The following is a 21,818-nucleotide window of genomic DNA, read 5'->3' on the forward strand; positions in this document are numbered from 1 at the left end:
CTTACGCCTCCGCTGGCATCGTCGCGAGGATCCAGTCGCGAAAAGCACGTATTTTTGCGACGTTACGGCGATTTGACGGATAGGCCAGCCAGTAGTCCCGACCATCGTTGCAGGTAAGCTCGAATGGCTGGAAGAGCTGTCCGGCGGCGATCTCGGAGCGGAAATGGCCGGGATTGAGGATGGCGACGCCCTGACCGGCGATCGCCACCTGCGCGTCTATGGTCTGCGTGCCAAGTTCGTTTGGCGGGAAGCGTTCGAGGCCGGGATCGTCGATGCCAGCGGCGGAAAACCAGCTGCGCCACCAGTCGTCTCGCGCGCTGACGATCGGCAGTTTCAGCAGGTCCGAAGGCGTTTTGACGCCGCCGATCGCCTCGGCCAACGCCGGGCTGAGCATGGGCGTGAAGTTCATGCGCATCACGCGGTGGCATTCGAGGCCGGGCCAGTCGCCTTTCCCCCAGCGGATCGCCACATCTGCCTCTTCCTTGGCGAAGTCGATCACGTCCTGCGAGGTGGAGAGGCGCACGGCGATGCTCGGGTGCTTCAGTTGGAAATCGCCGATGGAACGGCTTAGCCATTGCAGCGCAAAAGTGGGCGTCGAGTGTATGTGCAGTTTTTGCTCGCTCGCGCCGCGCAGGTCCCCGACCGCCTCGGCGAGCTTGGCGAGACCTTCCGCCACCTTGGGCCGCAGACGCTCGCCCGCTTCGCTCAGCACGACCTGGCGGGGCTGGCGCAGGAAAAGCGTCACGCCAAGCATCTCCTCCAGAAGCTTGATCTGGTAGCTGACCGCCGTCTGGGTCATGCCGAGCTCGTCGCCGGCGCGGGTGAAGCTGCCGTGGCGCGCGGCGGCTTCGAAGACGCGCAGCGCGTTGAGCGGGAGTGACCGGGACATCTTCAAGGCCAAGTTCTCTTTATGGATACAGATGAACGTTCGATTGGAATTCCAACATTTTCCGGCGCATCGTGCAATCCATCATTGGAATTTTCGAGGCTTCATCATGTCCTATGCTGTTCAAAGGGAGCCTGCTGGTACCCTGCCGTTTCGGGAACTCACCGTCTGGCAAAGGCTGTCCCATGGCATTTTCCGCCGGCGGCGGGCGGCCGTTGCGCGGCTCGACATAGCTGCGCTGTCGGACCACCTGAAGCGGGATCTCGGATTTCTTGACGGGCGCTGCTAGAGCCACCGTCTGGTGCCGCAGTTGATCCCGCTTCGGCTGCTTCAGGTCTTCGCGGCGAAGGCGACGAGCAGTTCGGCGGCGGTCATGGCGGCGATGACCTCCGGGCGCTTGTCGTTCACAACCGTTCCGCCGATCGGCAGCACGAGCCTGTCGGCCACGCTGCGGTCGATGCCGTCCTCATCCAGCGTGTGCAGGAAGCTGGCGCGCTTCGACTTCGAGCCGACCATGCCGATATAGGCGAGGTCGGTGCGGGCGAGCGCCTCGCGTGCGATCAGGAAGTCGAGCGCGTGATCATGCGTGACGATGACGACGGCCGAGCCTGGCGGAATATCGGCGATCAGCGATTCCGGCATGGCGCTCAGCCTGTGATGCACCTCCGAGGTCATCTGGTCGAGTTCGGTCTCGCGGGCTTCCACGACGAAGACCTTGAACGGCAGGGGCGTGAGCGCATCGGCCAGAGCGCGCCCGACATGGCCGGCGCCGAAGATCCAGACCTGCGGCTTGCGCCGCTCGTCCTCGGCCAGCCGTGCATCCAATGCGGCGCGGGCGGGCTCGTCCGCAAAGGTGAAGGACAGCGTGACGCGCCCGCCGCAGCACTGGCCGATTTCGGGGCCGAGCGGGATATCCAGTACCGCCTCGCCGCCGGCTCCTGCCAGCAGCTTGCGCGCGTTCTCGATGGCTTCATATTCCAGTTGCCCGCCGCCGATGGTGCCGTGGATATCGGCCGGCGCCACCAGCATGAAGGCGCCCGCGTCGCGCGGGGCCGAGCCCTTGACCTCGGTGATGTCGATGATGATGACGCGGTGTTCCCGGGCGAGAAAACCCTCCAGGCTGTCCTGCAGAAAATTCATTGCTGTCTTCTTGTTCGCTTCTTATTGGTTGTTCTTCTTACTGGGCGGTCCAGCCGCCATCGACGGAGATATGGGTACCGTTGATCGATTTCGCCGCATCGGAGGCGAGGAAAAGCGCGATGGCCGCGACCTCGTCCGTACCGACGAATTCCTTGGTCGGCTGGAATTTCAGCATGACATCTGATTTGACCTCGGCCTCGCTGATGCCGCGGGCCTTGGCCGTGTCAGGGATCTGCTTTTCGACGAGGGGTGTCAGCACATAGCCGGGGCAGATGGTGTTGGCGGTGATGTGGTTTTCGGCGACTTCGAGCGCCACCGTCTTCGTGAGACCCATGACGCCATGCTTGGCGGCGACATAGGCGGCCTTGAAGGGGGAGGCGACCAGGCCGTGCGCGGAGGCGATGTTGATGATGCGGCCCCAGCCCTTGCGCTTCATGTGCGGCACGGCGTTGCGGATGGTGTGGAAGGAGCTGGAGAGGTTGATCGCGATGATCTGGTCCCACTTCTCGACGGGGAAGTCCTCGATCTTCTCGACATGCTGGATGCCGGCATTGTTGACGAGGATATCGACACCGTCGAACTGTTCCACCGCCGTCTGGATGAGGTCGGAAATCTCGTGCGGCTTGGTCATGTCGGCGGGATGGTAGAGCACCTTGCCCGCGCCGAGCCCGTCGAGCTTGGCGCGGATCGCCTCGATCTCATCGGCCGCGCCGAAGCCGTTGATGACGACATTGGCATTGTTTTCGGCAAAGGCGGTGGCGATGGCGAGACCGATGCCGCTGGTCGAGCCGGTGACGACGACGCTTTTCATGAAGGCAATCTCCAGTTCATGCTCTGATGTCGGCAGCCTACGCCCAAAATTCAAGCAATGACAATTGCGTTTTGCGCGCGGTACAGTCCCGCTGGAAGCGGAGCGGAAAGTGCGTTTTATTTTCCTTTGACATTCGTTTTTGTATCGTATTGAAGATTTCGAAGGGTCCTGGAGAGACCCGCAACGGGAGGGCGGAATGAGCGGATATGTTCTCGCGATCGATCAGGGCACGACATCGAGCCGGGCGATCGTCTTCGACGGCAAGCAGAAGGTCGTCGGTTCGGGACAGAAGGAATTCACGCAGATCTTTCCGCAGTCCGGCTGGGTGGAGCACGATCCCGAGGAGATCTGGGAGAGCGTCGTCTGGTCGGTGAAGGCCGCGTTGAAAAAGGCCGACGTCAAGGCCTCCGACATTTCCGCCATCGGTATCACCAACCAGCGCGAGACCGTCGTGGTGTGGGAGCGCGCGAGCGGCAAGGCGATCCACAACGCCATCGTCTGGCAGGACCGCCGCACGGCCTCCTATTGCGAGAAGCTGAAGCGGCAGGACCTGGAAAAGACCTTCACGAAGAAGACCGGCCTGCTGCTCGATCCCTATTTCTCCGGCACCAAGCTGTCGTGGCTGCTGTCCAATGTGAAGGGTGCACGGGCGCGTGCGGCCAAGGGCGACCTGTGCTTCGGCACCATCGATTCGTTCCTGATCTGGCGGCTGACGGGCGGCAAGGCCCATGTCACCGACGCCACCAATGCCAGCCGCACGCTGATGTACAACATCGCCGACAACGGCTGGGACGACGACCTCCTCGACATCCTGCGCGTGCCCGAGGCCATGCTGCCCGAGGTGCTGGACTGCGCGGCGGATTTCGGCGTGACGGAGAAGAGCCTGTTCGGTGCGGAAATCCCGATCCTCGGCGTGGCCGGCGACCAGCAGGCGGCGACCATCGGTCAGGCCTGTTTCGAGCCGGGCATGATGAAATCCACCTACGGCACCGGCTGCTTTGCGCTGCTAAACACCGGCACCGACATGGTGCGCTCCAAGAACCGTCTGCTCACCACCATCGCCTACCGGCTCGATGGCGAGACGACCTATGCGCTGGAAGGATCGATCTTCATTGCGGGTGCGGCCGTGCAATGGCTGCGCGACGGGCTGAAGGTCATCAAGGCCGCGCCCGATACCGGCGATCTCGCGGCCAAGGCCGACCCGACGCAGAATGTCTATCTCGTTCCTGCCTTCACGGGGCTGGGCGCGCCGCACTGGGACCCGGAGGCGCGCGCGGCGATCTACGGCATGACGCGCAATACGGGGCCGGCGGAATTCGCCCGCGCCGCGCTTGAAGCCGTGTGCTACCAGACGCGCGACCTGCTCGACGCCATGCACAAGGACTGGAAGGCGAACGGCAAGGAAACGGTGCTGCGTGTCGATGGCGGCATGGTCGCCTCCGACTGGACGATGCAGCGCCTTGCCGACATCCTCGACGCGCCCGTCGACCGTCCGACGATTCTGGAGACGACGGCGCTGGGGGCCGCCTGGCTTGCCGGCCAGCGCGCCGGCGTGTGGCCGGACCGCAAGGGCTTCGCCAAGTCCTGGGCGCGCGATACGTGCTTCGAGCCCAAGATGGACGAGAAGACCCGCGCCGTGAAGATCAAGGGCTGGAAGGACGCTGTGCGCCGCACGCTGAGCGCCGGCTGATATTCGTTTCCGAAGGGAGGGCGGTCAGCCGCCCTTCCAGTCCGCGCGGTTCAATTCGTACCACACCTCGCCCTGTTCGCAGCCCGGGAAGATGTCCGGGCCGGAGACGGCGACGGTGCGCGTGTGGCGCATGCCGAGCTTTTCCATGACGCGGCGCGAGGGATGGTTCACCGCCATGGTGCAGGCGGTGATGGTGTCGTAGCCGGCGTATTCGAACCCCCAGTTCACCAGCGCGGCAGCACTTTCCGATGCAAAACCGTGGCCCCATTCGGCCTGTCGCAGGCGGTAGCCGAGTTCGGCCAGCGTTGCCGTTTCCGGCCACAGGCATATCCAGCCGACGAAGGTGCCGGTGGCCGTGCGGCGCATCGTCCAGACGTAGGGCTCGGTTCCGCGCGGCATGAGGAAGGTCGCATCCGGGTCGCTCTCCTCTTTTCCGACCGCGTGGCCGCCATTGAGAAAACGCATGACGGCGGGATCGCTTTCGAGCGCGATGAAATCGGCGCTGTCGTCGGGTGTGCACGGGGTGAGTGTCAGCTGCTTCGTCTGCAACACGGTCATCGGTGCGGTCCTCTTTCTGGCTGCGACTATGCCCCGGTTTTTCCGCTTGGCCAGTCCGTTATGTCGGATCCACGCAGAAAAACGGTGCATGGCGGCGGGCGGGGCTGTATGGATCGACCGTTTCGTCAAGGGAGATCGCCATGCCGCAGGCCGAAGACCGGTGCGCGCCGCCGATGCCCGCCACCGTGCCGGGCCGGGCTTGCGACAGTTGCACGCTCTGTTGCCGGCTGCCGGATATCGACCTGTTCGACAAACCGGCCAATGCCTGGTGCAGGCATTGCATCGAGCACAAGGGCTGTTCGATCTATGCGGCGCGGCCGTCCGTCTGCCGGGATTTCTTCTGTCTGTGGATGACGGACGCGGCACTCGGCGCCGACTGGGATCCGTCGCGTTCGCACATGATGATCTACCGGCAGGGACCGCAGATGACCGTCCTGGTCGATCCTGACCACGCGGATATCTGGCGGCGGGATCCGTATCACGCGCAGTTGCAGGCCTGGGCCGCCGAAGGGGCGCCTGTGGGCGGCTATGTCATCGTGTTCCAGCAGGACGACGTCTTCAAGATCTGACCCGGTGAAAATAATCCGGTGCGGCCTGTCGGAAGACGCGCTACCTCTACGTCTTCCAGCCAACGGGAGGTTTCCATGCTGTACGCTGTTCTCTGCTACGATTCCGAAAGCGAAGTCTGTGCCTGGTCGAAGGAGCAGGACGACAAGGTCATGGCCGATCTTGGCGCCGTCAACCAGCGTTATGCCGAGGCCGGCAAGCTGGGGCCCGTCGCCCGCCTGATGCCGACGACCGCGGCCGTGACGGTGCGCAAGGGCGCGACCGACGCCATCGTGATGGACGGGCCGTTTGCCGAGACCAAGGAACAGTTCCTCGGCTTCTTCGTGGTGCAGGCCGAGACTCTTGAAGAGGCGATCACCTTCGCGCGCGAGCTGTCCGCTGCCAATCCGGCCCACGGCACCTATGAAATCCGTCCGCTGCAATATTTCATGCCGGGAGTGCCCATCGCATGACAGACCCCGGCTGGATCGATCTTGCGCTCACATCGGCGCGGCCGCAGGCCATGGGCGCGCTTCTGCGCTATTTCCGTGACCTCGACCTCGCGCAGGAGGCCTTTCAGGAGGCCTGCCTTCGGGCGCTGAAGACCTGGCCGGAAAAGGGACCGCCGCGCGACCCGGCGGCCTGGCTGATCTTCGTCGGCCGCAACAGCGGCATCGACCAGGTGCGCAAGCGGGCGAAAACCCAGCCGCTGCCACCCGAAGAAGTGCTGTCCGACCTCGAGGACCGGGAGGCCGACATGGCCGACCGGCTGGACGGCGCGCATTACCGCGACGATATCCTGCGGCTGCTCTTCGTGTGCTGCCATCCCGAACTGCCGGCGACACAGCAGATCGCGCTGGCGCTGCGCATCGTGTCCGGGCTTTCCGTGCGGCAGATCGCGCGCGCCTTCCTCGTCTCCGAAGCGGCAATGGAACAGCGCATCACGCGCGCCAAGGCGCGGATCGGCGCGGCGGGCGTTGCCTTCGAGACGCCGGACGCGGTGGCGCGGGCCGAACGGCTCGGCCGCGTCGCCGCGATGATCTATCTCGTCTTCAACGAGGGCTATTCGGCCGGCGAGCCGGAGAAGCTCGACACGCCGTTCTGCGCCGAAGCGATCCGGCTGGCGCGGCTTCTGCTCATGCTGTTTCCGGCCGAGCCGGAGATCATGGGCCTGACGGCGCTGCTGCTGCTCCAGCACGCGCGGCGCAAGGCGCGTTTCGACGGCGACGGGCAGATCGTGCTTCTGGAAGACCAGGACCGGTCGCTCTGGGACCGCGGAATGATCGACGAGGCGCTGGTGCTGATCGACAAGGCGCTGCGCCACCGCGCCCCCGGGCCATTCCAGATCCAGGCGGCGATTGCCGCGCTGCATGCCCGCGCGCCGACGGCGGCGCAAACCGACTGGCTGGAGATCGACCTTCTCTACCAGACGCTGGAACGGCTTCAGCCGTCTCCCGTCGTCACGCTCAACCGGGCGGTGGCGGTGTCCAAGCGGGCAGGGCCGGAGGCCGCACTGGCGCTGGTGGAGCCGCTTGCCGATGTGCTTTCGGGCTATTTCTATTTCCACGGCCTGCGCGGCGGGCTGTTGAAGCAGCTCGGCCGCTATGCCGAGGCCCGCGACGCCTTCGGCAAGGCGATCGCGCTGGCCACGAGCACGGCGGAAGCGGCCCATATCCGCCAGCATCTCGACAGCCTGCAACGCGAGATGGCGGCGGGTAGGGCGCCTTCGGCCGCTCCGTAAACACACTGTTTCCCGCGCGGGGGTTTCAACTGCGTCGTCGACGCCATATTTCAGGGGAAATCCTCTCATCTGGAACATCCCATGGAACTTGGTCTCTATACCTTTGCCGATGTCGATCCCAATGCCGCCGACAGGGGGCAGGAAGGAGAGCGGCGGCTGAAAGAGCTGCTGGAGGAGATCGAGCTTGCCGATCAGGTCGGGCTGGACGTGTTCGGGCTCGGCGAGCATCATCGTCCGGACTACGCGGCGTCTGCCCCCGCCGTCGTGCTGGCGGCGGCTGCGGCGCGCACGAGGACCATCCGGCTTTCCAGCGCGGTGACGGTTCTGTCGTCGGACGATCCGGTGCGTGTGTTCCAGCAGTTTTCGACCGTCGATCTCATTTCCGGCGGGCGGGCCGAGATCATGGCGGGGCGCGGTTCCTTCATCGAATCCTTCCCGCTGTTCGGCTATGCGCTCGACGATTACGACAAGCTCTTCGAGGAGAAGCTGGATCTGCTCCTGGCGCTCAACGACAGCGAAAAGGTCTCGTGGAACGGCACCACGCGCGCGCCGCTGCCGGGGCTTGGCGTTTATCCGCGGCCCGTCCATGGCCGGCTGCCGATCTGGATCGCCGTCGGCGGCACGCCGCAATCGGTGGCGCGGGCGGGCGCCTATGGCCTGCCGCTGGCGCTTGCCATCATCGGCGGTACGCCTGCGCGCTATGCGCCGCTCTTCGACCTCTACCGCGAGGCCGCGCGCCGCGCGGGCCAGGATGCGGCGGGGCTGAAGACGAGCATCAACGTTCACGGCTTCATCGCCGACACGACGCAGGAGGCGGCCGACACGTTCTACGGCCCGCAGGCCGCGGTGATGAACCGCATCGGCGGCGAGCGCGGCTGGGGACCGACCAGCCGGGCGCAGTTCGACCAGTCCATCGGGCCGGAGGGCCATCTGTTCCTGGGCGACCCGGAGACGGTGGCGCGCAAGATCGTGGCGCATCAGCGGATCTTCCGCAACGACCGCTTCCTGTTGCAGATGGCGATCGGGCTGATGCCGCATGACCGGCTTCTGCGCGGGATCGAACTTTACGGCACGAAGGTCGCGCCGCTGGTTCGCGAGATGCTGGCCGAGGAGAAGACGGCGGAGGCGTCCGCTTCCGCCTGACAGCGGCGCGCGGTTGTGCTAGGACGCCCCGCGAAAGAGAGATGCGATGACCCTGGAGAATGACGAAGACCTGGAGGGCCTGAAAGCCATCGGGCGGATCTGCGCCAATGTGCTGCAGCATATGTCGACGGCCGCGCGGCCGGGCATGACCACCGGTGAACTCGACCTGATCGGCCGGCGCATGCTGGAGGAGGCGGGCGCCACCTCCGCACCGGAGAGCTGCTACAAGTTTCCGGGTGCGACCTGCATCAGCATCAACGAGGAAGTGGCGCACGGCATTCCCGGCGACCGCGTGATCCGGAACGGCGATCTCATCAATATCGACGTTTCGGCGGTGCGGGACGGCTATTTCGCCGATACGGGCGCGTCCTTTACCATGGGCCGGTCGTCGCCGGCCGTCGAGCGCCTGTGCCGTGACGGCAAGCGGGCGCTCTGGGTGGGGCTGAAGGAGGTCAAGGCCGGAAAGCCGTTCGCGCAGGTGGGCAACGCGATCGGCGAATTCGCCCGCAAGAACCGCTATACGCTGATCGCCAATCTTGCGAGCCACGGCGTCGGCCGGTCGCTGCACGAGGAGCCGGCGGAAATCGCGACCTGGCCCGACCCGCAGGAAAAGCGCCGCATGACGGAAGGGCTGGTCTTCACCGTGGAGCCGTTCCTGTCGCTCGGCGCCAACTGGGCGGGTAGCGGTGAGAAGGACGAGTGGACGCTCTACAGCGAGCCGAGCGCGCCGACGGTGCAGTTCGAGCATACCGTGGTGGCCACCCGCAACGGGCCGCTCGTCGTCACGCTGCCGGGCTGAGCCTTCAACGGCGCTGATCGACGGATCAATTTATCTCGTTTGTTCGCCTGCTGCCGCGGTGCCATGGTCGCATCATGACGCAGTGCACAAAATTCCTGTCCCGCGAGCCGGTCCGCGCCGCGCTATCCGGCGCGGTGGCGATGGCTGTTGCGATGGGCATCGGCCGGTTCTTCTACACACCCGTGCTGCCGGGCATGATGGCGGGGCTCGGCCTCGACGCGGCTGAAGCCGGCGTGATCGCCGCGGCGAATTTCGCGGGCTACCTGCTGGGGGCGCTGCTCGCCGCGCAAGGCTGGGCCGCGAGGCGCGAGAGGCATCTGGCGGTCGGCGCGCTTGCCGCCACCGTGTTGTTGCTCTTTGCCATGGCGCTGGCGTCCGATGTCGCCGTTCTCTCCGTCATTCGGTTCCTGGCGGGGCTCGCCAGCGCCTTCGCCATGATCTTCACCTCCGGCATCGTGCTCTCCATCGGCCTCAGCCACGGCGATCCGCGTGTGCAGCGGGTGCATTTTTCCGGCGTCGGCTGTGGCATCGCGGTTTCGGCGCTGCTGGTTTATGGGCTGTCGCTGGTTCCGCCGACGGCGATTTCGCCATGGCGCATCGACTGGCTGGCCGGCGGGCTTCTGGGCGCTGCCGGCCTTGCTCTGGTCGTGCTGCTTCTGCCCAGTCCGGCCGCGCAGAGCGGCATCGGGCGCGAGCCGCCCATCCGATGGACGCGGCCGCTCGTCGCGTTGACGGCGAGCTATGGGTTGTTCGGCATCGGCTATGTCGTCACCGCCACCTTCATCGTGGCCATTGCGCGCGAGGGCGCCCATGATCCGCTGCTGGAATGCCTCACCTGGCTGGTGACAGGGGCGACGGCGGCGATCTCCCTCTTCGCTTGGCGCCCTGCCGAGCGCCGTCTCGGTATCGCGGCGACCTATGTGGCGGCACTTCTGCTGGAGGTCGTCGGTGTCGCCGCGACCGTCGTGCTGCCGTTTCCGGCATCGGCCCTCATCGGCGGCGCGCTGCTCGGCTTCACCTTCATGATCGTGACGGCTTACGGGTTGCAGCTCGGCCGCAGGCTGGCGAGCGAAAGCCCGCGCCAGGCGCTGGCGCTGATGACGGCCGCCTTCGGCGTCGGCCAGATCGTCGGTCCGCTCGGCGCCGGCGTGCTGGCCGCGCACACGGGCAGCTACGTGCTGCCCAGCCTCGTTGCAGCCGGCATCCTGCTGATCGCCGCGGTGACGGCCGCCGCCGGCGGAACGCTTTCCATTAAATCTCCGTAATGCCGGCGCACGGGAATTGTTGCGGCGCGCAAACTCCTCTAGATTCAGGGTGAATTGGCGGTGCCGCTGCCGCTGAACGATCGAGAGTCTCGCCCTTGTTCCATTCCTTTTTCCCGCAGCCCAAGCTGTTCTTCTCGTCCTTCGTCGTCTGGTCGATCATCTGCATGGTGGTCTGGTATACGGTGGGGCCGCAAATGGGGGCGGCGATCGGCTTGCCGCCGCTGGCGCCCGGTGAGGCCGCGCCGCTCGGCTTCGCCTATTTCATCTCGCCCGACAATCTCTGGTTCTACCTGTATTTCGCGATCTTCGTCGCGATCTTCGGCGGGGCCTGGAAGCTGATCGCGCGTGACCATCCCTGGACGAACTGGTCGATCTGGGGCACTGCGTTCCTCATCTTCATCGCCTATTTCACCGTGCAGGCCTATGTCGCCATCAACAACTGGCGCGGCCCGTTCTTCGACCTCTTCCAGAAAGGCCTGACCGGGCCCGGAAACGTCACCGCCACCGAATTGTGGGACATGCAGATCTACTTCCTGCAGATCGGTGCCGTCGCCGTCGTCATCAATGTCGTCACGGCCTTCTTCACCAACCACTACGTCTTCCGCTGGCGTACCGCGATGAACGACTACTACATGTCGCTCTGGCCGAAGCTGCGCCACATCGAAGGCGCCTCGCAGCGTGTGCAGGAAGACACGATGCGCTTCGCCAATATCGTCGAAGGCCTCGGCGTCGTCTTCATCAACTCCATCATGACGCTCGTCGTGTTCCTGCCGCTGCTCTTCAAGCTGTCGGAACATATGGCGGATGTACCTATTCTCGGCGCCATTCCGCATTCGCTGTTCTGGCTTGCCATCGGCTGGTCGATCTTCGGCACCGCGCTGCTGGCGCTCGCCGGCATCAAGCTGCCCGGCCTGCAATTCCGCAACCAGCGCGTCGAGGCGGCCTACCGTAAGGAACTCGTCTATGGCGAGGACGATGCGGACCGGGCACAGCCGGTCACGGTGCGGGAGCTGTTCAACAATGTGCGCAAGAACTACTTCCGCATGTACTGGCACTATTGCTACTTCAACATTGCGCGCTTCGGCTACAACCAGCTCGACGGCAGCTTCCTCACCTTCATCCTGATCCCCACCGTTGCGGCGGGCAAGATCACAATGGGCCTGTGGCAGCAGATCAGCACGGCCTTCGGGCAGGTGACGGATTCCTTCCAGTATCTCGTCAGCTACTGGTCGACGATCATCGAACTGCTGTCCATCTACAAGCGTCTGAAAGCCTTCGAGGCGGCCATCGACGACAAGCCGCTGCCGGAAATCGACCAGCGTTACCTGGAGCGGGAAGCCGCCGAAGGCGAGCTTGCGGCCAACCGGCCGTAAGGTTTCGGCTTTAACCCATCAGAAAAACGATCAGAGGGTGGCTCCGGCCGCCCTCTTTTCCGTCGCAAGAATGTCCAGCGCCTGCGCATAGCTGACACAGGCGACATCCGCCTTGCCGCAGGTCTCGGTGAGGAAACGATCGAGCGCCCGCCAATAGGCACCGGCATTCATCTCGACGAAGTGGAAGCCGAGCTGGAGGGGGATGCGCGCGCCGTCATATTGTCGATTGAAGGCGTCGCGGTAGGCTTTCAGCGTGCTGTCCTCGAAGGTGGAACTCTTGTCCGGGTTCTCCTTGCCCTTGGAGTGGCGGACATAGAGATTGTAATCCATCGCGATGACCGGGCGCTGCGAGGCGCCTTCGGGAATGAGCGGCAGGCCGAAGCGGGCGATATCGCCGCTCGTGACCGGCATGGCCGGTCCCTTGGTCACGAGGCTTGCATCATAGGTGAAGCCCTTCGCCTCCAGCGCCTTGACGAGGCCGGGGCCGGCCGAGAGGTAGGGCGCGCGAAAACCCTTGATGTCCTCCGTCACGAAGCGCTGCCAGTCGGCGGGCTCGCGCTCGGGCGCACCGGCATTGCGCCAGCCGTTCTTCAGCGCATCGGCGAAGAAGGTGAATTCGGCCGTCCAGTCCTTCTCGCTCCATTTGCCGCCATCGAAATGGCCGCAGGCATGGCTGCCGATATCGTGGCCTTCCTCCTTCGCCATCCAGATTTCGCTTAGCCTGAGCAGCGTATCCTGCCTGTCGGGCGAGAAGCCCACATTCGAGCGGCCGCGCTTTTCATGCGGCGCCTGGTAGGTCGCGCGGTCCTCGCGCGGAAAGAGGAAGGTGCAGGAGAGGAAATAGGTGAAATGTGCGCCGGTGCGCTTGGCCATGGCGCGGCTCTTCTCCCAGAGCGCATTGTCATGCGCGCCGTCGAAGGAGACGATGACGAGCTGCTTGCGCTTGACCGTTTCGCCGGCCTTGTCCTCGGCGAGCGCCGGCGCAGCCGCCATGGCTGCGGAAAGGCAAAGAAGGACGAAACGAGACGAAAACAACGACAAGAGGACCACCCGCGACAATTTGCAAAGGGTTCGTCTTCGATTGTGAATGCGGCAATCCTTTGATCGGGCTGGCATTATCGCTCCGCGACGGATATTCCTGCGCAAACGGCCTTGGGCCGAAGGTTCATCATGGGGCATTATCATGACGCTGCTCGTCGCCGGTCTCGTTCTCTTCATCGCCACGCATCTGCTGCGGCCCATCGCGCCGGGGCTGCGCAATGCCGCCATCGCCGCGCTTGGCAAGCCGGGCTGGATGGCGCTGCACGGCATCGCCTCGCTCGTAAGCCTTGCGCTCATCGCCTACGGCTTCGTCGTGGCGCGCGAGAATGGTGGCCAGATGCTCTATTACCCGCCGACATTCCTGTCGCATATCGCGCTGACGCTGATGCTGATCGCCTCGATCTGTCTCGTCGCCGGGTTCCTCCCGGCCGGCCATATCCGCACGAAGCTGAAGTTCCCCATCCTCGTGGCCATCAAGATCTGGGCGCTGGCGCATCTCCTCGCCAACGGCGAGAGCTATTCCGTGCTGCTCTTCGTGACCGTCCTCGCCTGGGCGGTGATCCTGCGCATCACGCTGAAGAAGCGCATCGCCACCGGCGAGACGAAACTGCCGGTCTTCGTGTCGGCGAAATACGATGCGATTTCCGTCGTCATCGGCCTCGTGCTTTACCTCGCGATCGTCTTCGAGCTTCACGAGTGGGTGATCGGCGTCTCTCCGCTGCCGTGATTGCGGGCTGAACCGGCGCTTTTCGCGCCTGCCCCCTTACAACGCGGCCAAAATGGAGTAGAAGGCGCGAACTCCAATCGTCAGCAAGAGCCGGGCAGGGAATGGTAAATCAGGACGACAGCTTTATCCGCGAGGTGAATGAGGAACTGCGCTCGGATCAGATGCGACTGGTCTGGAAGCGTTTCGGACGCATCCTCATCGGCATTGCCGTGCTCGTCGTTCTCGGCACGATCGGCAAGGTGAGCTACGAATACTGGCGGGATTCGCAAGCATCCGCCGCCGGCGACGAGTTCCTGGCCGCGCTGACACTGGCCCGCGACGGCAAGAAGGACGAGGCGCTCGCAGCGCTCGGCAAGCTGGAGCAGGAAGGCTTCGGCTCTTATCCCGTGCTCGCCCGCATGCGCTCGGCCTCGCTGCTCGCCGAGACGGATACGCAAGGCGCCGTCAACGCCTTCACCGCCATCGCCAAGGATACGTCCGTGCCGCAGCCGGTGCGCGACGCCGCCCGCCTGCGTGCCGCCTATCTGCTGGTCGATACCGGAACCTACGAGCAGGTTTCCGCCGAAGTCGAGCAGCTGACGACGCCGCAGAGCGCCACGCGCCATTCCGCGCGCGAGGTTCTCGGCCTCTCCGCCTACAAGCATGGGGATTATGCGCGCGCCAAGGAATGGTTCGACGCGATCCTCAACGACAACGAGACGCCGCGCAACGTCGCCAACCGCGCGCAGATGCTGCTTGACCTGATTGCGGCAAGCGGCAAGCTGTCCTCCTGATCCGGCGTTTACCGGACACCGAAACGGAACTGATCCATGAGCTTCACCGTCGCCATTGTCGGACGCCCGAATGTCGGCAAGTCCACCCTGTTCAACAGGCTCGTGGGCAAGAAGCTTGCGCTGGTCGACGACACGCCCGGCGTGACGCGTGACCGCCGCCCGGGCGATGCGCGCCTCATCGACCTGAAATTCCGCATCGTCGACACGGCGGGCCTTGAAGAGGCCGCGCCGGACACCTTGCAGGGCCGCATGCGCGCCCAGACGGAAGCTGCCATCGACGAGGCCGACCTGTCGCTTTTCGTGGTGGATGCCAAGATGGGCCTGACACCCGTCGACCAGGCGCTTGCCGAAATGCTGCGCAAGAAGGGCAAGCCCGTCGTTCTCGTCGCCAACAAGTCGGAAGCCCGCGGTTCCGACGGCGGTTTCTATGACGCCTTCACGCTCGGGCTTGGCGAGCCGACGCCGATTTCGGCCGAACACGGCCAGGGCATGCTCGACCTGCGCGACGCCATCGTCGCCGCCATCGGCGAGGAGCGCGCCTATCCGGAAGACGACGAGGCCGTCACCAATATCGACCTGCGCGCGGAAGCCGCCGAGCAGGGCATCGAGCGCGATGACGATTACGAGCCGGAATATGACGAGACGAAGCCGCTGCGCGTGGCCATCGTCGGCCGGCCGAATGCCGGCAAGTCGACGCTGATCAATCGTTTCCTCGGTGAGGATCGGCTGCTCACCGGCCCGGAGGCGGGCATCACGCGCGATTCCATCTCCGTCGACTGGAGCTGGAACGGCCGCACGATCAAGATGTTCGACACGGCCGGCATGCGGCGCAAGGCGCGCGTGCAGGAGAAGCTGGAGAAGTTGTCCGTCGCCGATGGCCTGCGCGCCATCCGCTTCGCCGAGACTGTCGTCATCGTCTTCGATTCCACCATTCCCTTCGAAAAGCAGGATCTGCAGATCGTCGACCTCGTATTGCGCGAGGGCCGGGCTGCCGTGCTCGCCTTCAACAAGTGGGACCTGATCGACGATCCGCAGGCGGTGCTGGCGGATCTGCGCGAGAAGACGGATCGGCTGTTGCCGCAGGCGCGCGGTATCCGCGCCGTTCCCGTTTCCGGCCAGACCGGCCGCGGCCTCGACAAGCTGATGCAGGCCGTGATCGACACGGACCGCACCTGGAACCGCCGCATCTCCACCGCCAAGCTCAACCGCTGGCTCGATGCGCAGCAGACCCAGCATCCGCCGCCGGCCGTTTCCGGCCGCCGCCTGAAGCTGAAATACATGACGCAGGTGAAGGCCCGCCCGCCGGGCTTCATGATCTCCTGCACGCGTCCCGATGCCGTGCCGGAATCCTATATCCGCTACCTCACCAACGGCCTGCGCAACGACTTCAACATGCCGGGCGTGCCGATCCGCATCCACTTCAGGGCAACGGACAATCCGTATGCCTCGAAGGCGAAGAAGAAGCGCTGATTTTCGGATCGGGCCTGACGTGTCCGCGGATCGCGCTTGGCGCAAAGCCGAAGCGCGCGCGAAACCGCGCGGCAAAACGGGATTGCGATTCGTAGCCGACCGCCTCCGCGATGCGCAGGATCGAAAGATCCGTCGATTGCAGGAGCTGCATGGCGATGGACATGCGCACATCGATCAGCAGCGACTGGAGCGACCATTTTTCCGCCGCGAGCTTGCGCCGCAAGGTCGCCTCGCTGGCGCCGATGAGGCGGCAGAGCCGCGCGCTCGTCCAGTCCCCGTCCGGTTCATTGGAGATGAGGTCGCGGACGCGGTCGCTGAAGCCGGGTGGTCTCGGCCGGGCGAAGCGCCCACCGGCCAGATCGAGCCAGAGCAGCAGTTCGCCGAGGCGGTGGCGGGCAATCTCGACCGGGATGCTGCCCGGCTCGGTGATCGCCTGCGCGCAATCGGCGAAGGCCTCATGGAACCCCTTGTGGGGGCTGTGGACCGGGAAAGCGCGGGGGAAGGGCCGGCCTTGTCCAGCCTTGGCGGCGAAGGCGGCCACGGTCTCCGGCTCGAAGGCGATCCAGCGCGCCTCATAGGCGTGCTCGCCCTCGGCCGCATTCACCACATCGAAGGTCTCTCCCGGGGCAAGCGCAATGCATCCGCCGGCCGGCACCACCCATTCGTCTTCGCCGCTGCGCAGGATCTTCGTACCGCGCTCGACAAGGATAAGGGCCGGGCGATTGATCAGGATATTGGCATAGCGCAGCCGGTTGTACTGCACGATGCGCGCGGAAGCGCCGATATCGGGGCGTATGGCGATGCTCATCCGATCCTTCCTGTTCCTGCCCGAGCCTAGAGCATTTCCGGTGAACTCCGGTTCACCGGAAATGCTCTAGATTCCTGTTTTTACCGCATTATCCGACGCCGAAGCGGCTTCGCTTCGGCTGGAAATGCTCTAGCCTTTCGCGGCCGGGCCGGGCAAGACGTCGGCCGTCACCGCTTGCCCTTGGCGGAGATGGTCGCGGTGGCAAGCGCATTCATGTTGCTCACGAAGCCGACCATGGCGGGCGTCGCGTTGTCGGGCACCGGCAGCGTGTCGATGCCGAGCGCTTTCACGGTGATGGTGTAATCGTGCTCCGGTCCTTCCGGCGGGCAGGCGCCGAGGAAGCCGGGTGCCCCCATATCCGTCGGCGTCATGCGTGCGCCATCCGGTATCCTGGCTTTGCCGCTGCCCGCGCCGGCAGGGAGCGAGGTTGCGTCCGCCGGCAGGTCCACCACGACCCAGTGCCACCAGCCGGAGCCTGTCGGGGCATCCTTGTCATAGATCGTCACCACGAAACTCTTCGTGCCCTCGGGCGCGTTGGACCAGTGGATATCGGGTGAGAGATTTTCCCCCGTGCAGCCCATGATGTCGGAGAACTGTGCCGGCTGGACGCGGCCCGAAGCAAAGGCCTCGCTGGTGACGGTGAAATCGGCCGCATGGACGGCGAGTGGGCAAAAGGCGAGGGCAGCGGCGAGGGTCGCCATGCAGCGGGATATGATCATGGTCTTTCCTGTGTATCGTGGAGACAGGAAAAGTGTAGGCGCAGGCTGCACCCGCGTCGGTGCGCGGCCGATCGATTTTGGCGCCGATCCGATCAATCGGCTGCCGGCAGCTTGTCCCTGGCCACCAATGCGCCGTGGTGCTGGATGACGGCGGCGGCGACATTCGCGGCGAAACGCGCGGCGTCCTCAGGACTTGCGCCCGTGGCGAGGCGGGCGAGGAAGGCGCCGTTGAAACTGTCGCCGGCGCTGGTGGTGTCGACGATCGTCTCGACCTTGGCCGATGGGGCATGGCTGCGCTCCTCGCCGAAGACCAGCGTCGCGCCCTCGGCGCCGTCCTTCACCACGAGGTCGGCCACGCCAAGCGCGCGGTAGCGGACGATGGTCTCTTCCAGCCCGGCATCGCCGAAATGGGTCGTTTCGTCGTCGAGGCTCGGCATGACAAGGGTGGCGGCGCGTGCGCCTTCGCTAATCGTGGCGCGCATGCGTCTGGCATCGTCCCACAGGCGCGGGCGGATATTGGGATCGAAGGCGATGCGCTTGCCGGCGGCGCGCGCCCGGCGCAGTTCGGCCAGCAGCGTTTCGACATCTTCTGGCGGCAGGATCGCCAGCGTGATGCCGGAGAAGACGATGAGATCGGAGGCCTCCATCGCCGCGCGCAGACGGTCGCCGTCATGCGCCAGCAGCCGGGCGGCGGAGGCGGAGCGCCAGTAGGAGAAGCTGCGCTCGCCATCCTTCAGATGGATCATGTAGAGGCCGGGCGAACGGCCCTCGATGCGGGCGACATGCGCCGTGCCGATGCCATGGCCCTGCATGAAGGCAAGCATCTCGTCCGAAATCGTGTCCGTCCCGACGGCGGAGAGATAGTCGACGCTCCACTCGGAGGGCAGGTATTGGCGGGCATAATAGGCGGTGTTGAAGGTATCGCCGGCATAGCCCTTGCGCAGGAGCCCGCCGTCGGCCTGCATCAGTTCCACCATGCATTCGCCGATTGCAAGCAAACGCCCTGCCATGCCCTGTCCCTCCCGCCTAATTGCGTCGGAAAGAGGAAATACTGTCAAAGAGTTGGCGCGGCAAGACGATGCCCGCGCTTTCGGCGGCCTGTTGCCGCGAAAGGCGACCCAGGCCCGGCACATGGACACCGTAATCGCGGGAAAGCCGTTCCACCTGTGCTTCGAGACGGGCGGTGAAATCGTCGGCGAGAAGCTGCGGCGACAGGGCCAGCACGAAGAGGCCGGCGCCGGGCGACGCGTCTCCCGCCTGGAAATCCGGTGCGTCGAGCGACCAGTTCGCGCCGGTCAGGCCTGCCGCGAGGATTTCGACCATCAAGGCGATGTTGGCGCCGCGCGCGCCGCCGAAGGCGAGAAGCGCGCCCTGCATGGCGGCGAAGGGATCGGTGGTCGGCCGGCCGTCCTGGTCGAGCGCCCAGTCGCCCGGGATCGGCTCACCGCGCGCTGCGGCCTCGCGCACCTTCACGAAGGCGGTGGCGCTGGAGGACTGGTCCATCAGTACGAAGCGGCCGTCGGCGAGCGGAGCGGCGAAGGCGAGCGGATTGGTGGAATAGACCGGCTGGGTGGCGCCGGCGCCGGCAAGCAGAGCCGGCCCGTTCGTCGCAGCGATGGCGACGAGGCCTTCCGTCGCGAGGCGTGCGGCATACCAGCCGAGTTCGCCCGTCGTGTAGCTGTTGTGCGCGGTGAAGATGGAGACGCCGAGCGCTCTGGCCTTCGTGACGAGCTCCTCTGACGCGATGTCGAAGCCATACTGCGCCACGCCGCCCATGACGTCGCATTTCAGGATGGCCGGCACGGGGGACGTGATGAGGGGCTCGGCGCGCCCGTCGATGCGGCCATCGACGAGGGCGTGGAGATAATCGGTGAGGTGCGCGAAGCCGACCGCGCCCTTGCCGGCGGCTTCGGCGTCCATCGTCGCGCGGGCTAGCGCAGTCGCCGCCGCCTCGACCATGCCGACGCGCATCAGCGCGGTTTTTGCAAGTGCGAGGGCTTCATCTGGCAAAAGGGTGACGTCAGCTGTCATGCGGTCAACCTGTCTTGGAAAATCGGGGCATCATCCAGACCCGCCGCTGCTTCGTCAACCTGCGAAAAATCCCGCCGTGCGCCGTTTACCCTCCACCGGGCGCGCGCTACATCTTGGCCGAAAGCAAACCAAGCCGGAGCGAGAACGAATGACGAAGCCCCCTGGGAAGGCCGACGACTGGTGGCGCGGCGCGGTGATCTATCAGGTCTATCCCCGCTCGTTCCAGGATACGACCGGGGATGGCATGGGAGACCTGCGCGGCATCACCCGGCGGCTCGGGCACATCGCCTCGCTCGGCGTCGATGCCATCTGGCTGTCGCCGTTCTTCAAGTCGCCGATGGCGGATATGGGCTATGACGTCTCGGATTACTGCGATGTCGATCCGATGTTCGGCACGCTCGCCGATTTCGACGCCATGCTGGCGGAGGCGCACCGCCTCGGCATGAAGGTCGTCATCGATCAGGTGATCTCGCACACGTCGGACCAGCATCCGTGGTTCATCGAGAGCCGTGCGAGCCGGGACAATCCAAAGGCGGACTGGTATGTCTGGGCCGACCCCAAGCGCGACGGCACGGCGCCCAATAACTGGCTGTCGATCTTCGGCGGCCCGGGCTGGGAATGGGACGGCGTGCGCAAGCAATATTACATGCACAACTTCCTGACCTCGCAGCCGGACCTCAACTTCCACAATCCGGATGTGCAGGATGCGCTCTTGAAGACCGTGCGCTTCTGGCTCGACCGCGGCGTGGACGGTTTCCGGCTCGACACCGTGAACTTCTATTTCCACGACAGGAAGCTGCGCGACAACCCTCCGCACGAGCCCGACCCCGAAGAGATCGGCCTGGATGCGCCCGACGTGAACCCCTACGGCATGCAATCGCACCGCTATGACAAGACGCAGCCAGAGAACATCGACTTTCTCAAGCGCTTTCGCGCGCTGCTCGACGAGTACGATGGGCGCATGACGGTAGGCGAGGTCGGCGACGGCGCGCGCTCGCTGAAGACGGTGGCCGACTACACGAGCGGCGGCGACAAGCTCAACATGTGCTACACCTTCGACCTGCTCGGTCCGGATTTCACCGCCGAGCACATCCGCAAATGCGTGCAGGCCTTCCAGCGCGCGGTAACGGACGGCTGGGTCTGCTGGGCCTTCTCCAATCACGACGTCAATCGCCATGTCAGCCGATTCATCAAAGGGCCGGAGGAGCGTGAGCGGGTGGCCAAGCTTGCGATCACGCTGCTGTCGACGTTGCGCGGTTCGATCTGCCTCTACCAGGGCGAAGAGCTTGGGCTGACGGAAGCGGAACTTGCCTTCGAGGACCTGCGTGACCCCTACGGCATCCGCTTCTGGCCCGCCTTCAAGGGACGTGACGGATGCCGCACGCCGATGCCCTGGCAGCACGGCGAGGCGCATGCCGGCTTCAGCACGGCCAAGCCGTGGCTTCCCGTGCCGGAGGACCACGCGCGCCACGCCGTCGATACGCAGGAAAAGATCGCGGGCTCGGTGCTCAACCACTATCGCGCGACGCTTGCCTTCCGCAAGGCGCACGACCTGCTGCATGACGGCGACATGGCCTTCGTGCATTCCAACCAGGACATCCTCGCCTTCACGCGCGAGAAGGGAGGCGAGAAGTTGCTGTTCGTCTTCAACCTGACGCGCGAGAAGGCCGAATTCGTGCCGGCAAAATCGCTGAAGCTCGGCGAGCCGGTGCCCGTTCCGGGTTTCGGCGCGAAGCTGAAGGACGGTACGATCGAACTGGACGGGCTGGATATGGCGTGTGTGCGGGTTTAGCCTTTTCGCCCTACGAGCCGGTCATAGTCGGCATGAGAGCCGATCCAGAACCAGACAAGCGTGTCGGTCCCATTATCCCGCGCCGCGAGGGCGCGCCAGGAAAGGCCGACACGGACCGACCATAAGCGTCCGACTGGTTTCAGTTGCAGGGACGGATGCGCAGGATTGGCTTTCAGCAGCGTGAAGTTCTTATCGGCTTGCTCACGGATATGGGACGGCAAAGCGTTGTAGCATGCCCAGAACGCCTCCGTGGCATGGTGTTTCAAAGCGGCCGGGTCCGATTGTTGCGAAAATCGGACAGGGCGCGTTCGGCAAGGTCGTCCAGGACGCCCTTGCTGGCGTCGTCGATCAGGTCTCGATCCCAGCGTTGGGCCTGAAGTGCTTCGAACCAGGCGGAGAAACGGTCGAATTCTTCAGGGCTCAGTTCTGCGACGCTCTTTTCTATCTGTTCAAGTTTCGTCATGCCTTGCTCCTTTTGTACAATATGTACGGGTTTCGTACATAT

General features: G+C 64.9%; 23 protein-coding genes. 12 read left to right on the forward strand and 11 right to left on the reverse strand.

Features of this window, described 5'->3' with window-relative positions; translation table 11 throughout:
- Window position 1 precedes the first annotated feature (1 nt).
- The 3 genes from B5M41_RS06105 to B5M41_RS06115 all read right to left on the reverse strand — a co-directional run bounded on the left by B5M41_RS06105 (window position 2) and on the right by B5M41_RS06115 (window position 2,837).
- Window positions 2-889, reverse strand: coding sequence for a LysR substrate-binding domain-containing protein (locus B5M41_RS06105; RefSeq protein WP_230640000.1), 888 nt, complete (start codon window positions 887-889; stop codon window positions 2-4).
- 327 nt (window positions 890-1,216) lie between these two features.
- Window positions 1,217-2,026, reverse strand: coding sequence for a xanthine dehydrogenase accessory protein XdhC (gene xdhC / locus B5M41_RS06110; RefSeq protein WP_134646884.1), 810 nt, complete (start codon window positions 2,024-2,026; stop codon window positions 1,217-1,219).
- A 37-nt stretch (window positions 2,027-2,063) separates the two neighbouring features.
- Window positions 2,064-2,837: a 3-hydroxybutyrate dehydrogenase gene (locus B5M41_RS06115; RefSeq protein ID WP_134646886.1), complete on the reverse strand. Its 774-nt coding sequence runs from the start codon at window positions 2,835-2,837 to the stop codon at window positions 2,064-2,066.
- Window positions 2,838-3,033: 196 nt separating this feature from the next.
- Here B5M41_RS06115 and glpK point away from each other — a divergent pair, with 196 nt between their 5' ends.
- The gene (gene glpK / locus B5M41_RS06120) at window positions 3,034-4,527 is read left to right on the forward strand and encodes a glycerol kinase GlpK (protein WP_134646888.1); all 1,494 of its coding nucleotides are present in this window, start codon (window positions 3,034-3,036) and stop codon (window positions 4,525-4,527) included.
- A 24-nt stretch (window positions 4,528-4,551) separates the two neighbouring features.
- Here glpK and B5M41_RS06125 read toward each other — a convergent pair whose 3' ends face one another.
- Window positions 4,552-5,085 carry a GNAT family N-acetyltransferase gene (locus B5M41_RS06125; protein ID WP_134646890.1) on the reverse strand — a complete coding sequence of 178 codons (534 nt, stop codon included), beginning with the start codon at window positions 5,083-5,085 and terminating at the stop codon, window positions 4,552-4,554.
- Between the two features lie 140 nt (window positions 5,086-5,225).
- Between B5M41_RS06125 and B5M41_RS06130 the strand changes: the two genes are divergently transcribed.
- The 7 genes from B5M41_RS06130 (at window position 5,226) to sbmA (ending at window position 11,952) form a co-directional block, all read left to right on the forward strand.
- Window positions 5,226-5,654 carry a YkgJ family cysteine cluster protein gene (locus B5M41_RS06130; protein ID WP_230640001.1) on the forward strand — a complete coding sequence of 143 codons (429 nt, stop codon included), beginning with the start codon at window positions 5,226-5,228 and terminating at the stop codon, window positions 5,652-5,654.
- Window positions 5,655-5,729: 75 nt separating this feature from the next.
- Window positions 5,730-6,104: a YciI family protein gene (locus tag B5M41_RS06135; RefSeq protein ID WP_134646892.1), complete on the forward strand. Its 375-nt coding sequence runs from the start codon at window positions 5,730-5,732 to the stop codon at window positions 6,102-6,104.
- Window positions 6,101-7,372, forward strand: a complete 1,272-nt coding sequence (locus B5M41_RS06140; RefSeq protein ID WP_134646894.1) for an RNA polymerase sigma factor — start codon at window positions 6,101-6,103, stop codon at window positions 7,370-7,372. Before B5M41_RS06135 ends, B5M41_RS06140 begins: the two co-directional genes overlap by 4 nt.
- An 81-nt stretch (window positions 7,373-7,453) precedes the next feature.
- Entirely contained in the window at window positions 7,454-8,515 is a 1,062-nt protein-coding gene (locus tag B5M41_RS06145; protein ID WP_134646896.1) for an LLM class flavin-dependent oxidoreductase, read from the forward strand.
- Between the two features lie 46 nt (window positions 8,516-8,561).
- Complete coding sequence (map, locus tag B5M41_RS06150) at window positions 8,562-9,314, forward strand: type I methionyl aminopeptidase (RefSeq protein ID WP_134646898.1); 753 nt, start codon at window positions 8,562-8,564, stop codon at window positions 9,312-9,314.
- 74 nt (window positions 9,315-9,388) lie between these two features.
- Window positions 9,389-10,579: a YbfB/YjiJ family MFS transporter gene (locus B5M41_RS06155; RefSeq protein WP_230640002.1), complete on the forward strand. Its 1,191-nt coding sequence runs from the start codon at window positions 9,389-9,391 to the stop codon at window positions 10,577-10,579.
- Window positions 10,580-10,674: 95 nt separating this feature from the next.
- On the forward strand, window positions 10,675-11,952 hold the full coding sequence (gene sbmA / locus B5M41_RS06160; protein WP_134646900.1) for a peptide antibiotic transporter SbmA: 1,278 nt from the start codon (window positions 10,675-10,677) through the stop codon (window positions 11,950-11,952).
- Between the two features lie 30 nt (window positions 11,953-11,982).
- On the opposite strand, the gene B5M41_RS06165 is transcribed toward sbmA, so the two are convergent.
- On the reverse strand, window positions 11,983-12,945 hold the full coding sequence (locus tag B5M41_RS06165) for a polysaccharide deacetylase family protein (protein ID WP_134647244.1): 963 nt from the start codon (window positions 12,943-12,945) through the stop codon (window positions 11,983-11,985).
- Between the two features lie 190 nt (window positions 12,946-13,135).
- On the opposite strand from B5M41_RS06165, the gene B5M41_RS06170 reads away from it, so the two are divergent.
- The 3 genes from B5M41_RS06170 to der all read left to right on the forward strand — a co-directional run bounded on the left by B5M41_RS06170 (window position 13,136) and on the right by der (window position 15,963).
- Window positions 13,136-13,720, forward strand: a complete 585-nt coding sequence (locus B5M41_RS06170) for an NnrU family protein (protein WP_134646902.1) — start codon at window positions 13,136-13,138, stop codon at window positions 13,718-13,720.
- A 101-nt stretch (window positions 13,721-13,821) separates the two neighbouring features.
- Window positions 13,822-14,493: a tetratricopeptide repeat protein gene (locus B5M41_RS06175; RefSeq protein ID WP_134646904.1), complete on the forward strand. Its 672-nt coding sequence runs from the start codon at window positions 13,822-13,824 to the stop codon at window positions 14,491-14,493.
- A gap of 36 nt (window positions 14,494-14,529) precedes the next feature.
- On the forward strand, window positions 14,530-15,963 hold the full coding sequence (gene der / locus B5M41_RS06180) for a ribosome biogenesis GTPase Der (RefSeq protein ID WP_134646906.1): 1,434 nt from the start codon (window positions 14,530-14,532) through the stop codon (window positions 15,961-15,963).
- Here der and B5M41_RS06185 read toward each other — a convergent pair.
- The 4 genes from B5M41_RS06185 to B5M41_RS06200 all read right to left on the reverse strand — a co-directional run bounded on the left by B5M41_RS06185 (window position 15,914) and on the right by B5M41_RS06200 (window position 19,521).
- Complete coding sequence (locus tag B5M41_RS06185) at window positions 15,914-16,771, reverse strand: helix-turn-helix transcriptional regulator (RefSeq protein ID WP_134646908.1); 858 nt, start codon at window positions 16,769-16,771, stop codon at window positions 15,914-15,916. The genes der and B5M41_RS06185 overlap by 50 nt on opposite strands.
- A 167-nt stretch (window positions 16,772-16,938) precedes the next feature.
- Entirely contained in the window at window positions 16,939-17,490 is a 552-nt protein-coding gene (locus B5M41_RS06190; protein ID WP_134646910.1) for a YbhB/YbcL family Raf kinase inhibitor-like protein, read from the reverse strand.
- Between the two features lie 92 nt (window positions 17,491-17,582).
- On the reverse strand, window positions 17,583-18,500 hold the full coding sequence (locus B5M41_RS06195) for a sugar kinase (protein ID WP_134646912.1): 918 nt from the start codon (window positions 18,498-18,500) through the stop codon (window positions 17,583-17,585).
- A gap of 16 nt (window positions 18,501-18,516) precedes the next feature.
- A complete protein-coding gene (locus tag B5M41_RS06200) occupies window positions 18,517-19,521 on the reverse strand; it encodes an Ldh family oxidoreductase (RefSeq protein ID WP_134646914.1) in 1,005 nt (334 codons plus the stop codon).
- A gap of 148 nt (window positions 19,522-19,669) precedes the next feature.
- Between B5M41_RS06200 and bglA the strand changes: the two genes are divergently transcribed.
- Complete coding sequence (gene bglA, locus B5M41_RS06205) at window positions 19,670-21,313, forward strand: beta-galactosidase BglA (protein ID WP_134646916.1); 1,644 nt, start codon at window positions 19,670-19,672, stop codon at window positions 21,311-21,313.
- On the opposite strand, the gene B5M41_RS27210 is transcribed toward bglA, so the two are convergent.
- The gene (locus B5M41_RS27210; protein WP_134646918.1) at window positions 21,310-21,579 is read right to left on the reverse strand and encodes a ParE family toxin-like protein; all 270 of its coding nucleotides are present in this window, start codon (window positions 21,577-21,579) and stop codon (window positions 21,310-21,312) included. The two genes, bglA and B5M41_RS27210, sit on opposite strands and share 4 nt — an antisense overlap.
- Window positions 21,576-21,776 carry a hypothetical protein gene (locus tag B5M41_RS06215; protein ID WP_134646920.1) on the reverse strand — a complete coding sequence of 67 codons (201 nt, stop codon included), beginning with the start codon at window positions 21,774-21,776 and terminating at the stop codon, window positions 21,576-21,578. The genes B5M41_RS27210 and B5M41_RS06215 overlap by 4 nt, the downstream gene beginning before the upstream one ends.
- Window positions 21,777-21,818: the final 42 nt, after the last annotated feature.

Source organism: Shinella sumterensis, assembly GCF_004514425.2.
GTDB lineage: Bacteria > Pseudomonadota > Alphaproteobacteria > Rhizobiales > Rhizobiaceae > Shinella > Shinella sumterensis.